This is a genomic window from Chitinophaga polysaccharea (genome assembly GCF_902150045.1).
In the GTDB taxonomy this organism is placed as follows: Bacteria; Bacteroidota; Bacteroidia; order Chitinophagales; family Chitinophagaceae; genus Chitinophaga; species Chitinophaga polysaccharea_A.
Genome location: NZ_CABFVU010000003.1, coordinates 794,897 through 809,452 on the forward strand (window position 1 = coordinate 794,897; position 14,556 = coordinate 809,452).

Sequence of the window (14,556 nt, forward strand, 5' to 3'; positions counted from 1 at the left end):
ACAAACATCTTCATAGTGATACAGCTACAATGAAATGATACAACCACTACTATTTTTTACCCTTTGAAATCAGTACTTTTTCTAAATTTAATATTGAGGACAGGGTCTATGCAGGCACTTTTAAGGGTTGGGTATCATAATCAGGATCATAAGGGGTAGCACGACGTACTACTGCAAACACGGTGTGCAGTATTTTATTGCGAATATTGTTTCTGGCCAGGTTGGGATGTTTTCCTGCAGCCGTTTTACGCTCGAAGTATTGCTGGGTATGGCGGTGGTGGAGTAATAAGGTACTGACACCACTACTAAGTAAAGACTTAAGCTTTTTATCAGCCTTTGACGATACTCTGGTTCCCCCTTTGATACTGCTGCCACTACTATGCTCAAAGGGAGCGCCCCCACTGTAACAAGCCATTTGACGGCTTTTACTGAATAAGGTAAAGCATTCAGTGACTACTAACAGGTATGTTCCTGTGATAATTCCAAGTCCTGGCACAGAAAGGACGAGTTTAAAGCATTGCTCTGTTTGTGGGTCACTATTAATCAGTTCCAACATCAATTTTTCCACTCTTTTGATCCTGGTACGCAGCAGCTTTATCACCTCCAAAGTATCAGCTACTACTTCCGCACCGCCCTGCATACTGCCCGGCCAGCCCTCCCCTGCTGCGATCCGCGAAATAACAATTCCCGGCAGGGTATACCGCCAGATAGATTTTATTTTACCGGGTCAGCTGGCATTTTCCCTGCTCATGGCAGGCGTATTCAGCTCCACCTTCCTCCTTTTTAATTTGCGGCACACCCTCGTACTCAAACGCATATACGTAACCCCGGTGAGCCGTGCGGCGATATTGTCCGGCGAACTGATCAGCCGGTTATTATTCCAGGTGATCTGCTTTATGATCATCACCGCGCTTGGATACTTTGCCTTCAGTTTTACACTGGTGAACGGGCTGCTCACTTTTATGAAAATGCTGTTACTGTCTGTATTCGGGCTGGTTATTTTTACGGGCATCGGTTTTATCATCAGCGGTATGATCCGCAATGAAAGCTCTATTGCACCGGTGACCAACACGCTTACTATGCCCCAGATATTGCTTTGCGGTTTATTTTTTCCTATAGATAATTACCCCGTATGGTTACGCAGTTTTTGCGAGCTGCTGCCGCTTACTTTTTTTGTAGATGGACTACGGAAAATTGCCTTCGAGGGTTTACACATCTGGCAGATCCCCTGGCAACCGGGAGGGCTGATTGTATGGGGAGCGCTGATTGCAGCACTATCCATCAGGTCATTCAAATGGGAATAGCAGGTTGTCGCGCCTGCCCCTTTTGTTGTCTTATACGGCCACCTTTTCTCTCCGGGAAGTAACCTAACTTTACATCATCTTCCTAAACATAAAAAAATTACATCATGGCAGCAGTGAATCCTTACCTGAATTTCAACGGCAACTGTGAAGAAGCCTTCAACTTTTACAAATCTGTTTTTGGAAAAGAATTCCAGACATTTTCGCGTTTTGGCGATATGGAACATTGCGCCGAAGGAGAAGAAAATAAAGTGATGCATGTGGCTTTACCACTGGCGAATGGTTCTTTTCTTTTTGGCAGCGACCGCCCGGCTTATTATGGTCCCGGCACAGCAGGCAATCTTTTCAGTGTTGCCATTGCTGCAGAAAGTGAAGCCGAAGCCGATAAACTGTTCAATGGTCTTTCAAAGGACGGCCAGCCTACCATGCCCATGAACAAGGCGCCCTGGAATGCTTACTTCGGTATGTTAACCGATCAGTACGGCGTAACCTGGCTGATCAACTACGACTACGGTCAGCAAAGCTGATAACTCCTGAAGAAACAGGCAGCCGGTTCACTCCACTGAACCGGCTGTTTTATTTAGTGTGACAGTTAAGGGGCGGCATTCACTTTTATGGATTGGTTATTAAAGTGGTGAGTTGTTTATCCAGTTGCTCCCCTCTCAGGTTCTTGGCAATAATTTTTCCATCCGGCGAAATCAGGTAATTGGTAGGCACCCCACGAACGCCATACCTGCGCGCCACGGCATTGTCCCAGTATTTAAGATCGGATACATGCACAAAATCCTGTAACCCGTCTTTTTCAATAGCGCCCAGCCAGGCCGCTTTTTTCCCGGGCTGATCCAGCGATACACTTAACACCATGAAGTTCTTATCATGAAATTTCTTGTAAGCCGCCACTACATTGGGGTTCTCAGCGCGGCAGGGACCACACCAGGAAGCCCAGAAATCCAGCAATACATACTTGCCCCTGAAATCCGACAATTTCACCGGCTTATCGTTGATATCGTTTTGTGTAAAATCCGGTGCAGGAGCCCCGATGCCTAATGCCTTTTCTGTTTCCATCGACTGGTAAAACTCTTGTCCGGCAGGGCTTTTCTTCAATGCTGCCGTAAGGCTGTTATACATTGGAGTAAGCTCTTTCAGGTTCATATTATTCATCACTGCCAGCTCTTTCAGGGCTACAATGCTGAAAAAAGAGTTAGGGTTTTCGCTGATAAACCTGCGCTGCAGCGCTTTCTTTTCATCAATTGCTGCATGGAAACGGGTATTCAGCTGGTTGGTAAAGGCTGTATCGCTCCGCTGCGCATCCGTAGCGCCGCCATAGTCTTTGTTGATGCCCGCCATCGCTGAATCGTACGCTGAAATAAACAGTTTATACCGGTCAAATTCCTTGTTTACCGGCGACCCGGTGATCACCGCATCACTGATATTGCCATTGCTGGCTACTGTAAACGTGGCATTGTCCAGGTACAACAGGCGCCGGTCCATATCCATCCCGTGACCGGCAAGCCCGGCGCCGTTATGGTCTACCGTAAGCATTACCAGGTATGGCGATTTCAAGGTGCCTTTGAATTCGAAACTGCCATCTTTAATGACGGCAGAATCGAGGAAGGTTTCCCCGTTCACCCGGCGGTCCAGATAGGCTTTGGCACCCGGAGCAGTTTGCCCCACCTTGCCTTTCAGTGTATAGGCCTGCTGTGCAAAGGCCATAGCCGGCAACACAAGCGCTGCCAATAGTATCCCTGTCTTCATAAATTAACTGTATAACGTTGGTTTATGACAGATAAAGCAGAAAGTCGCCCGGATCTTAGCGTTATCCCGCTTTTTTTTTCTGCTGCCCGCCGGGCCTGCATGGGATTTAACAGTAGTTAACATTGTCATAATAAACTAATTAGCATTATTACCGTCCAATAACCCGTAGCCAGCTACCGGATAATTATCGCCCGTTTCTGAACAATACAATTAAACGGATAGTTACTCATAGTACCTGATTGCTGTCTGTATTATTTAATGAACCGTAAAAACGCTATGAGCCGATCTACAATTGCACTTTTGCTGCTGGTATGCTGTGCCTGCAGGAACAACAAGCAAGGCAGTACAAAAAACACCGTAAAGCCCTACCCTGTTATTGTACTGCAACCCAAAAATGCCATCATCAACGCTGATTATCCCGCTACTATCCAGGGTATCCAGAACATCGAGATCCGCCCCAAGATAGATGGATATGTGGACGCCATTTACATTGATGAAGGCGCCACCGTAAAAAAAGGACAGCTGCTGTTCCGGATCAGCGCCCCCCAGTATGAGCAAAACGTAAACACTGCACAGGCCAATATCAAAATTGCCGTGGCAGATGTAAATGCAGCGCAGATGCAGCTGAACAAAGTAAAACCGCTGGTAGAAAAAGATATCATCAGCGCTTACGAACTGGAAGCCGCGGCATATAACCTGCAATCCAAACAGGCCGCGCTGGCCCAGGCACAGGCTGCGCTTAACAATGCCAAAACCAATCTTAGCTATACTACTATTTACAGTCCTGCTGATGGCGTAGTAGGCATATTGCCATACAAGATCGGCAGCCTGGTGAACAGTACTACTACTAACCCACTCACCACCGTTTCCAATATTACGCAGATCTACGCCTACTTTTCTATCAACGAAAGACAGGGGCTCGATTTCTTCCTGGCTTCCAAAGGAGCTACCATGCAGGAAAAACTGGCTACGCTGCCACCGGTAACACTGGTGCTGGCCAATGGCATTGTATTGCCCAGGCAGGGCCGCGTGGAAACTGCCAGTGGTTTGATCAACCCTTCCACGGGCGCCCTTAATATGCGGGCCACCTTCTCCAATCCGGATGGACTGGTACGCAGCGGCAGCAGCGCTATTGTAAGGATACCCCAGCCGATAGATACGGCCTTGCTGGTGCCACAAAAGGCAACCTTCCAGATCCAGGGTAAACTGTTTGTGTATGTAGTGGATGCAGATAATAAAGTAAGATCAGTAGACATAGGCTCCAATGCCAGCGCCGCCGGGCAGTCGTTTGTAGTACAGCATGGCGTGAAAAAGGGCGATAAAATAGTAGTAGACGGGATCAGTAACCTGCGGGAAGACCAGGTGATCAACCCCCGCCCTGTAAACGCCGACAGTGTTTACAACAGTCTCTGATCCATTTAAAACAACATCATGCTAAAAAGATTTATAGAGCGGCCGGTATTGTCAACAGTAGTGTCGATAATTATTGTTACACTGGGTATATTGGGACTGGTATCACTGCCCATTTCCCAGTATCCTGATATAGCTCCTCCCACCATACAGGTGCAAACTTCCTACAGCGGCGCCAATGCCGATGTGGTACTGAAAAGCGTGGTAGTACCGCTGGAACAGCAGATCAATGGCGTAGAGAACATGGACTATATCACCTCCACCGCCGGTAACGACGGATCAGCAAATATTACCGTTAGTTTCAAAATAGGCAGCGATCCGAATATGGCCGCGGTAAATGTACAAAACGCCGTAGCCCGCGCCACGCCGCTGCTGCCGCAGGAAGTAACCCGCTCCGGCGTTACCGTGCAAAAGAAACAGACCAGTAACCTGCTCATCTTTTCCATTTACAGTACCAACCCCTCTTTTGATCAAACCTTCCTGCAAAATTATACTGATATAAATATCACACCGGTGATCAAGCGTATCCCCGGTGTGGGCGATGCCTCCGCCTCAGGTAACATGGACTATTCCATGCGGATCTGGCTCAACACCCAGGCGATGGCCTCATACGGACTGGTGCCGGCCGATATTACCGCCGCACTGGCAGAACAGAATATCCAGGCCGCACCCGGCCAGTTCGGGGAAAGCGGCGGGCAATCCTTTCAGTATGTGATCAGGTACCCCGGCACCCTCATTGATACCACCCAGTTTGGTAACATCGTACTGCGCTCCAACCTGCGCAGCCGCCTGCTGCGCCTGAAGGATGTGGCCCGCATAGAGCTGGGCGCCCTCAGCTATTTCAACAGCACCCGTACCAACGGCTATCCCGCAGTTTCGGTGAGCGTGGCACAGGTAGCAGGTTCCAACGCCCGCGATGTGATCACGCAAACGCTGAAGGTAATGGAAGACGCTTCCAAAACTTTTCCCAAAGGCGTGAAATACGTGGTACTGCAAAATGTAGACGACTTCCTCACGGCCTCTATCGATAAAGTATTGCATACGCTGGTAGAAGCATTTATACTGGTATTTTTGGTGGTATTTATTTTCCTGCAGGATTTCCGCTCCACGCTGATACCCGCCATATCCGTTCCGGTGGCTATTATAGGCACTTTCTTCTTCCTTAAGCTGTTTGGCTTTACCATTAACCTGCTTACCCTTTTTGCCCTGATCCTGGCCATTGGTATAGTAGTAGATGATGCTATTGTAATTGTGGAAGCTGTACATGCCCGTTTGGATACCGGTTATAAATCGGCCCGCAAGGCAAGTATTGATGCACTGGACGAAATATCCGGCGCTATTGTTTCTATTACCCTGGTTATGTCGGCAGTGTTTATCCCGGTTAGTTTTATAGGCGGCTCCTCCGGTATTTTCTATAAGCAGTTCGGCCTTACACTGGCCATTGCCATTGTGCTTTCTGCTATCAACGCACTTACACTAAGTCCTGCACTTTGTGCTATTTTCCTCCGGCCTCACGGGAAGGAACATACGAAAATGGGCTTCCTGCAACGTTTTTATAAGGCATTCAACGCGGCCTTTGAGAAAATGACCAGGCGTTATACCAGTTCCCTGCGGTTCTTCAGCAAACGGAAATGGATACCGCTTACCATACTGGGCGTTTTCTGTGTGGGTCTTTTCATCCTCTCCAAAACAACGCCTACCGCTTTCGTGCCGGAAGAAGATCTCGGCACCATTAACTGTAATATCAGTTTACCACCGGATGCCTCCCTGGAACGCACTGATATAGTGACACGTAAAATTGAAAAGATCGCGGCTACCGTGCCCGAAATCAACAACGTACTGGCGGTTACCGGCCGCGGACAATTATCCGGCACCGGCAGTAACTATGCCATGGTGGTAATGCGGCTGATCCCCTGGAGCCAGCGCAAACGCGACATCCAGCAGATTATCAGGGAGCTGAATAAGAAAACAGCGGATATGACGGAAGCGGAGATTAAATTCTTTGCGCCAGGTACCATCCAGGGTTTCGGCGCTTCCAACGGCTTCGCCTTCCAGCTGCAGGATAAGACCGGCGGCGATATTGCGCACTTCTTTAAGGTAAGCAAAGACTTCCTCTCCGTGCTGGGCGAAAGACCGGAGATCCAGTTTGCCACCACCTCTTTTAACCCGAACTTCCCCCAATACCAGATGAACGTAAATGTGCCGAAGATCAAGGATGCGGGGCTGAATGTAACAGATATCACCAATGCCATGCAGGGATATTTTGGCGGCATCTACGCCTCCAATTTCAACCAGTTTGGACAGCAATACCGTGTAATGGTACAGGCATCACCTGAGTTCAGGGTAACGCAGGAAAGCCTTAATGCCGTGTTTGTGCGCACTTCCGAGGGCGTAATGGTACCCATCACAGAGTTTGTAAGCCTGTCGCAAACCTACGGCCCGCAGGCTATTACAAGGTTTAACCTGTTCAACTCCATCAGTATCAACGGTACGCCAAACGCCGGTGTCAGCTCAGGGGAAGCCATCAAAGCCATCCAGCAGTCGGCCGCAGAAACATTGCCCACCGGCTTTGGCTTTGAGTTTTCGGGGCTTAGCCGTGAAGAGCTAGCAGGCGGCAGCCAAACGATCTTCATTTTCCTGCTATGCCTCATTTTCGTGTACCTGCTGCTCAGCGCCCAGTACGAAAGTTACCTGCTGCCTTTCGCTATCCTGCTGGCCATACCAGTGGGCATTTTCGGGGCCTTCCTCTTTGCACAGATCTTTGGTATCAGCAACAACATTTATGTACAGATCACCCTGATCATGCTGATAGGATTGCTTGCTAAAAATGCGATCCTGATAGTAGAATACGCCGCAGAAAGAAGACGGGCAGGGATGAGCATTGCGGAAGCCGCAGTAAGCGGCGCGCAGGCCAGGTTACGGCCTATCCTGATGACCTCCTTCGCCTTCATCCTCGGGCTGATCCCCCTGATGCTGGCCACCGGCGCAGGAGCCAACGGCAACCGCTCCATAGGTACCGGCGCTGTTGGAGGAATGCTTGTGGGCACCGTATTCGGCGTATTCATCACGCCCACCTTGTTTATCATCTTCCAAACCTTACAGGAAAAGGTTAAACGCGCACCGGAGCAGGAAGAAGAGGAGGAAGAAAATCTATCACCGGTATCTTAAAAAAAATCTGCCGCAGGCAGTTATCAAAACAGGTAATATGAACGGTCGAAACAGCATATATATTCTACTTTCTTTCATCCTGGCAGGATGCATTACTGCCTGCCGTATCACAAAGCCCTACCAGCCTCCCGCCATCACAGAGAATAACCTGTACCGGGATGTGAATACAACAGACACCAACAGTATTGCCAGGGTTCACTGGAAGGAAATTTTTACGGATACGCTTTTACAACAGCTGATCGCTACCGGTATCCGTAACAATTTGGACCTGCAGGTGGCATGGTCACGCATGCGGCAGGCGGAAGCCAGTTACGCCCAAAGCAGGCAGGCGCTGTATCCTGCGGTAAGCGGGAACGTAAGCGCTGCTTATGCAGGCGCCTCCAATCAACAACGTACAGGCAGAACCGTTATACCCCAGCAATACAACGCCGGGCTGACCGCTACCTGGGAAGCAGACATATGGGGCAGGCTGCGCAGCAACAAACGCGCAGGCCTGGCCGCTCTCCTGCAGGCTACTGCCAATGCCCGGGCGGTACAAACAGGGCTTATTGCCAGCATTGCCACTAACTACTACAACCTTATGGCGCTGGATCAGCAACTGAAAATTACACAGCAAACCGTGGTGAACTGGCAAGCTACCGTGGAGGTAATGAAGGAACTGAAAAAAGGCGATGTGGTAACCGGTGCAGCAGTAGTACAAAGTGAGGCCAGCAGGTATGCCGCTGAAGTAACAATTCCTGATCTGAAACAATCGATCCGTGAAACAGAGAACCAGCTGAACCTGTTGCTGGGACAGCCCCCCGGGCCTATTGCCCGCAGCGGGCTTGACGACCAGCAACCGCTGATGCTGCTGAAAACAGGCGTGCCGGCGCAATTGCTGGCCAATCGCCCTGATGTGCAGGCCGCTGAATACAACCTGCGCTATTACTACGAATTAACAAATGTAGCCCGCGCTTATTTTTATCCCGCGCTTACTATTTCAGCCTCGGGAGGTTACGCCAGTTACCTGTCTCTCACCGGGCCAGGCTCCTGGATCAGCAATCTCACGGCGGGTTTAACACAGCCTATCTTTAACCAGGGCATTAATAAAACACGCCTGAAAGTAGCAAAGGAACAACAGGAACAGGCCGCACTGGATTTCCGCACTTCGGTATTAACAGCCGGGCAGGAAGTATCCAACGCGTTATACTCTTACCAGACGGCAGTGGAAAAAGGCAACTCGCGGCGCTTACAGCTGCAAAACCTGCAACTATCAGTAGAATATACACAGGAACTGGTGAGATATGGATTTGCCAACTATACGGAGGTATTGAATGCGCAGCAAAACCTATTATCGGCGCAGCTGAGCAGGATCAACGATCACTTGCAGCAATTGCAGGCAGTGGTGTTCCTATACAGGGCGCTGGGCGGCGGCTGGCAGTAACTCCTGCCGGAAGGCGATGGCAGGTATGGTGGCCGTGCTGTTCAGCACCTCGTCTACCAGCCCGAAATCGCGGGCTTCGGCTGCATCCATGAAATGATCGTTCCTGAATGCATACGCCACTTCTTCTACTGAACGGCCAGACTGTAAGGCGATCAGCTGGGAAAGCTTGTCCTGCAGCCGGCCCTGTTCATTAAAAGCGATCCGCACATCTTCTGTATAACCTTTGGCGCCGCCGCTGGCGGGATGCATGTGAATAGTGGTGTTAGGCAGCGCATAACGTTGCCCGCTGGCGCCGGCCGTGAGGATAACAGTGCCCATGCTGCCGGTGAAGCCCATAGCCGTTGTAGATACGGGCGACTTCAGCATTTTCATGGTATCATAAATTGCCATGCCGGCGTAAATCACGCCACCCGGGCTGTTGATATACATATTGATGGGCCGGTGGTTTTCGCTGTCGAGGTACAGCAGCTGCGCCACTATGAGATTAGCCACCTGGTCGTCGATGGCTGTGCCCAGAAAAATAATCCGCTCCTTCAGGAGCAGGCTGTATATATCAAACGCACCGCGGCTTTCACCGTCGATAACCGTAGGAACAAGAAAGGCCATGTTATGTAAAAATAGAAGTGATGGAATTGTTGAAAGAAGTATCCTGCATAAGGCGCTGGAAAAGCTGGTCCAGTTCGCGGCGCTTTTCTTCCCGCGCAAGCCAGCGTACCAGCTGTAACGTTTTCCGCTGGTAGCGTACCTTTTCACGCAATGCCGGCGCCGCCAGCATCCGGGCCTGGAATACCAGCCGGGAGGCAGCGGGCATTTCCCGCAGCAGGTACTGTTCTATTTGCTGCGCTTCAGCTAACTGTTTCCGCATAATCCGACTGTTTAATCTGTTCCCTTACTTTTTCCAGGCATTTATATTTCTGCACACTGGCAGAATGCTGTGTTTTGAAATTAAAGTCTTCCGCTATTTCCTGTATGGAAAGATGATCGTAATAAAATGCGCGCAGCAGCTGCAAGCACCGTTTGCCGGCGGCCTTCACATACTCCAGCACCGGTTTGGCCACCGGTGGCGGCGCATAATAATCTGCCGGCACCCCAATATCGCCGTCCATGTCGTCCAGCGGAATATGAGGGCCTGATCGTTTCAGTTTGCGGATGCCCAGTATCCTGGCAATACCGCCGATATAAGCCGCTGCCGGTACTTCGGGAGGCAGTTTGTTTTGCTGTTTTTTTTCGAGATAGATGATAACAGCATCCTGGAATATATCTTTGGCCATCTCCAGGTTGCCGCCCATCCGGTATATGGCTGCTGCCACACGAGGCAGGGTATTCCGGTATATTTCCTCCAGCCATTGATCTTCCTGAGTACGCATATGAGCCTGGTTTTTATATACTAGTGTCAGAAACCAACTGGATATCACCTAAAATTTAAGATTTTTTTTTACCTTTGCCTCACAATGTGATCAATATCCTACATACAATAGCGGGCTGAAGCCCTTATACATGCCGCTCCGGCGTGTTTTATCTCCCGTTTCCATAACTTTTTTTTACAATCATACAGTGATGCCGCTGCATACGCTGATCTATTCAATTAAATTTTACTGCCATGAAAATGAGTATCCTCGTTTCCCGTCCCGCTAACCCGGCGATACCTTTCGCCGCCATTGTTCATTTCAAAACGATTACACATGCTTATCAGCGTACAACAGCTCAGTTACCAGCTTCCATCAGGCCAGGATTTATTCAGGGATATCAGTTTCACGCTTCATAAGGGATACAAGGCCGCCATTGCAGGCCATAACGGCGCAGGCAAATCTACATTGCTGAAGATCATTGCCGGCCTGGAAAAGCCGTCGTCCGGCACCGTGCGGATAACGGAGCCCTGTTACTATGTGCCGCAGCATTTCGGCCATTTTAATACGCTCACGGTAGCACAGGCTGCAGGCACTGCACAGAAACTGGATGCGTTGGAACTAATACTGCAGGGCGATACCCGTCCGCATTTATACGATATACTTGGCGACGATTGGGATATTGCCGTTCGCAGTGAAGCCGCATTTGAAAAATGGGGGCTGCGGGCATTACAGCCGGATCAGCCACTGTCGTCTCTCAGCGGTGGCGAAAAAACACGGCTGTTCCTTGCCGGCACCGATATCTTCGAACCATCCATCGTGCTGCTGGACGAGCCTACCAATCATCTCGACCACCACGCACGGGAACAATTATACGAATGGATGGCCGGCACTTCCTGCTCGTTGCTGATCGTAAGCCACGACCGGCAGCTGCTGCGCCTCTGCGAGCCCATCTGGGAATTGCAGGCCAACGGCATTAAAACCTATGGAGGCAATTATGATTTCTATGCCGAACAAAAAAGCATAGAAACAGATGCTCTGCAACAGCGTGTTGCCCACCAGGAGAAAGCTTTGAAAGAAGCTAAAAAACAACGGCAGGAGGCTATGGAGCGCAAGCAACATGCCGATGCACAGGCAAGGAAAAACGCCAAGAACGGAGGGATACCCAAGATACTGCTGAACGGAAGAAAGAATAATGCAGAAGTATCTACCGCAAAACTGAAACAGGTGCACAACGAAAAAGTAGAGGAGCTCCGTGCTGGCTGGCAGGAACTTTCGGCTATGACACAGATCCAGCGCATGATGAAAGGATACTTCGAACAATCATCGCTGCATACAGGAAAAGTACTGGTACAGGCCACGGGCATAAATTTCGGGTGGACAACACAGTCACCTGACGCAACGGCGCCGGATCCCGCAGCAACGGGTGAACCGGCACAGTTCACATCTCCCGGGAACATGCTCTGGCAAACACCACTTACCTTTACCATCCGCAGCGGGCAACGGATAGCCATTACAGGCCCAAACGGCAGCGGCAAGTCTACCCTGCTGCAACTGATACTTGGTCAATTACAGCCAGCCACCGGTGAGATGCATACTGCCATCAGCCGCAGCCTGTTGCTGGACCAGGACTACACGTTGATCGACCGCGAAAAAACAGTATTGCAGCAGGCATTGTCTTATAACAATAACCGGCTGGAAATATCGATGGTAAAAACGGTGCTGGTGAATTTCCTTTTCGGCCCGGATAACTGGGATAAGTCCTGCGCCGTTTTAAGCGGCGGTGAAATGCTGCGGCTCGCGCTTTGCAGCATGACCCTGCAGGACAAAGCCCCCGATGTGATACTGCTGGATGAGCCTACCAATAACCTGGACCTGCAGAATATCAATATACTCACGCAGATCTTCAGGGAGTACAAAGGCACGCTGCTGGTCATTTCCCACGATGCCGGCTTCATAGCAGAAGTAGGCGTGGATGATGTACTGGTGTTAAACAGGTAGGTGCTCCATGATCGCTTTATAAATGTCCTTCTCCCGGAAAGGCTTCAGGAGCCAGCCGTTGAAGCCTGCTTTAACAAAGGCGGCTTCATCGCTGGCGGAAATATTGGCTGTTAACGCCAGTGTTATCACTCCTGCCTTTCCGGGATCACTGTTTTTGCGGATCTGCTCCATCACCTCAATACCGTTCAGCTTCGGCATGTGCAGATCCAGCAGCACAAGGTCGTAGCTGTATTGCTGAAACAGCTCCAGCGCGGCCTGCCCGTCGGTGGCCATATCGAACCGGCATTTCCAGCGGGTAAGGATCATCTTGAGCAGGAGCAGGTTCATTTCCTGGTCGTCCGCAACCAGCACATAACGTCCTTCCATATGCGCGCCCACCATTTCTTTTCCTTCATGGGTATGCGCAGGTACCATCAGCGGTACATTCACTTTTTCATAAGGGATACGGCACATAAAGCGGGAGCCTTTCCGCAGCTCGCTTTCCACCGAAATATCCCCGCCCTGTAAAGTAACCAGGCGCCTGGTGATAGCCAGTCCCAGGCCGGTACCATTTAAATGGCTTCTGGCATTACCAGCCTGGAAAAATCTTTCAAAAAGATGTTGCTGCGCTTCCGCGCTGATACCCTCACCGGTATCGGCCACTGTGAGCCGGAACTGCCATTGTTTTTCCCCGGCTGATTCCAGTATAGCCGTTACCGTTACCGTGCCTTTATCAGTGTACTTAATAGCATTGCTCACCAGGTTTAACAACACCTGCCTCAGCCGGAAAACATCGCCATTCGCCTGCCCGTTGCGGTTGCCTTCAAAGGTTACGTTAAACTCCAGGTTTTTCTTCAGCGCCTGTATCCTCATTATATTCATTACCTCGTTAAATACCTGGTACAATACAAAAGGTTGCAGGGTAAGCGACATGTAATCGTGCTCCAGCTTTGAAAAATCCAGCACATCGTTCACTACCTGTACCAGCATGTTGGCTGCTGAATCCATAGAGGTTACCAGCTCTTTCTGCACAGGATTCAGCGGAGTGTAAGACAACTGTTCTGTAAAACCCGCCAGGGAAGTAAGCGGTGTGCGCATTTCATGGCTCATATTATTGAGAAAGTCGGTACGCATACGGGTTTGCTCTTCCGCCGCCAGCTTAGCAGCTTTCAGCCGGCGGTTATTTTTACGGATGATCCAGGCGGCAGCGGCTATCACTGCCAGGCAAACCAGGAGCGCAAGCAAACCCGCCAAAACAATACTCCTCATTTTTGCAGTACTATTGCCCACCACATCACCGGCTGCTCTCTTTTCTGCCCGGGCCTGCATAGCGGCGTGCTCCCGCAGTGAAATCAATAGTCCCTTCAAATCCTCCATCATAGCGATGTTAGTGCCGGCCAGCGAAGATTCTGTTTCATTCAGCTGCATACGGTTGCTGAGCTGTTGTTTCAGGATATCCTTATAGTAACTGTTGATGTCGCTAACTACCTTCTTCAGCTGCATGGCATCATAGGCTTCCTTGTCGATCACCTGCCCGCTCCTGGTTCTCACCACAATGCTCACCTGTGCCTTCACCGTATCTTTTTTATTGGAGAGCGCATTACCAATTCTTTTGAAGAGGCCCTTCTTCCCTGTTTTTGGCTGCTGTACGTTATTCACCGTATCAATGGTCACTTTTTCTTTTTTGATCTGCTTCATATTATAGGCCGGGATACCGTTCAGCAGCTGGTCAATCATTTCGTTCCTGATGGAACGGGCAAGCATGGAATCGGTGGCCTGTTTCAATGAGGCAATCTTCCCGGACAGATCTTCCTTTTCCTTCATGAGGCCGGCCAGTGAGGAAGTGGTATTCAGAGAACCGCTGATAGTGTTTATCATGGATAACACGTTACCAAGATCCTTTGAAAATGTTTCGAGATATTTACGTTGATACAACACCGTGTACAGGCGGAAATTGTTTTCTGCATCATTGAGAGTAAACAATGCAGAATCCATTAAATGAACAAACGGGTGCTCCGTCATAAGGGTGTCTGTAGCCTGCAGGAGCTGCTGGGTGCTTCGCCGGTGGATATTGTAACCTGAAAAAAACAATACCACCATCAACAGGAAAACCAGTGTCAGTGACACGACAAACAATAATAAAGACTTGCGCATATAGCCGATCAGTTTTTAG

Annotated in this window: 12 protein-coding genes; 6 read left to right on the forward strand and 6 right to left on the reverse strand. The window is 49.9% G+C overall.

From position 1 onward, the window contains the following. Nucleotides 1-106: 106 nt before the first annotated feature. Nucleotides 107-640 carry a transposase gene (locus tag FN124_RS23655; protein WP_142687236.1) on the reverse strand — a complete coding sequence of 178 codons (534 nt, stop codon included), beginning with the start codon at nt 638-640 and terminating at the stop codon, nt 107-109. On the opposite strand from FN124_RS23655, the gene FN124_RS23660 reads away from it, so the two are divergent. Both FN124_RS23660 and FN124_RS23665 read left to right on the forward strand, forming a co-directional pair. Further along, nucleotides 573-1,304 (forward strand): ABC transporter permease, encoded by a 732-nt coding sequence (locus FN124_RS23660; RefSeq protein WP_185937344.1) that lies wholly within the window; start codon nt 573-575, stop codon nt 1,302-1,304. The genes FN124_RS23655 and FN124_RS23660 overlap by 68 nt on opposite strands. A 104-nt stretch (nt 1,305-1,408) precedes the next feature. Then, nucleotides 1,409-1,828, forward strand: a complete 420-nt coding sequence (locus FN124_RS23665; protein WP_142687238.1) for a VOC family protein — start codon at nt 1,409-1,411, stop codon at nt 1,826-1,828. A gap of 85 nt (nt 1,829-1,913) precedes the next feature. Here the strand turns inward: FN124_RS23665 and FN124_RS23670 are convergent, their stop codons facing one another. Then, on the reverse strand, nt 1,914-3,056 hold the full coding sequence (locus FN124_RS23670) for a TlpA disulfide reductase family protein (protein WP_142687239.1): 1,143 nt from the start codon (nt 3,054-3,056) through the stop codon (nt 1,914-1,916). Between the two features lie 276 nt (nt 3,057-3,332). Here FN124_RS23670 and FN124_RS23675 point away from each other — a divergent pair, with 276 nt between their 5' ends. The 3 genes from FN124_RS23675 to FN124_RS23685 are packed head-to-tail and all read left to right on the forward strand — an operon-like array spanning nt 3,333 to nt 9,057. Further along, the gene (locus FN124_RS23675; protein ID WP_260607568.1) at nt 3,333-4,469 is read left to right on the forward strand and encodes an efflux RND transporter periplasmic adaptor subunit; all 1,137 of its coding nucleotides are present in this window, start codon (nt 3,333-3,335) and stop codon (nt 4,467-4,469) included. A gap of 18 nt (nt 4,470-4,487) precedes the next feature. Beyond that, entirely contained in the window at nt 4,488-7,634 is a 3,147-nt protein-coding gene (locus FN124_RS23680; protein ID WP_142687241.1) for an efflux RND transporter permease subunit, read from the forward strand. Between the two features lie 37 nt (nt 7,635-7,671). Beyond that, a complete protein-coding gene (locus FN124_RS23685) occupies nt 7,672-9,057 on the forward strand; it encodes a TolC family protein (protein WP_142687242.1) in 1,386 nt (461 codons plus the stop codon). On the opposite strand, the gene FN124_RS23690 is transcribed toward FN124_RS23685, so the two are convergent. The 3 genes from FN124_RS23690 to FN124_RS23700 are packed head-to-tail and all read right to left on the reverse strand — an operon-like array spanning nt 9,025 to nt 10,424. Continuing rightward, nucleotides 9,025-9,663: a ClpP family protease gene (locus FN124_RS23690; RefSeq protein WP_142687243.1), complete on the reverse strand. Its 639-nt coding sequence runs from the start codon at nt 9,661-9,663 to the stop codon at nt 9,025-9,027. The two genes, FN124_RS23685 and FN124_RS23690, sit on opposite strands and share 33 nt — an antisense overlap. A 1-nt stretch (nt 9,664) precedes the next feature. Beyond that, complete coding sequence (locus tag FN124_RS23695; RefSeq protein ID WP_142687244.1) at nt 9,665-9,922, reverse strand: hypothetical protein; 258 nt, start codon at nt 9,920-9,922, stop codon at nt 9,665-9,667. After that, complete coding sequence (locus tag FN124_RS23700) at nt 9,903-10,424, reverse strand: RNA polymerase sigma factor (protein ID WP_142687245.1); 522 nt, start codon at nt 10,422-10,424, stop codon at nt 9,903-9,905. Before FN124_RS23700 ends, FN124_RS23695 begins: the two co-directional genes overlap by 20 nt. 315 nt (nt 10,425-10,739) lie before the next feature. On the opposite strand from FN124_RS23700, the gene FN124_RS23705 reads away from it, so the two are divergent. After that, nucleotides 10,740-12,404: an ABC-F family ATP-binding cassette domain-containing protein gene (locus FN124_RS23705; RefSeq protein ID WP_142687246.1), complete on the forward strand. Its 1,665-nt coding sequence runs from the start codon at nt 10,740-10,742 to the stop codon at nt 12,402-12,404. Here FN124_RS23705 and FN124_RS23710 read toward each other — a convergent pair. Beyond that, nucleotides 12,393-14,537: an ATP-binding protein gene (locus FN124_RS23710; protein WP_142687247.1), complete on the reverse strand. Its 2,145-nt coding sequence runs from the start codon at nt 14,535-14,537 to the stop codon at nt 12,393-12,395. The two genes, FN124_RS23705 and FN124_RS23710, sit on opposite strands and share 12 nt — an antisense overlap. Nucleotides 14,538-14,556 lie beyond the last annotated feature (19 nt).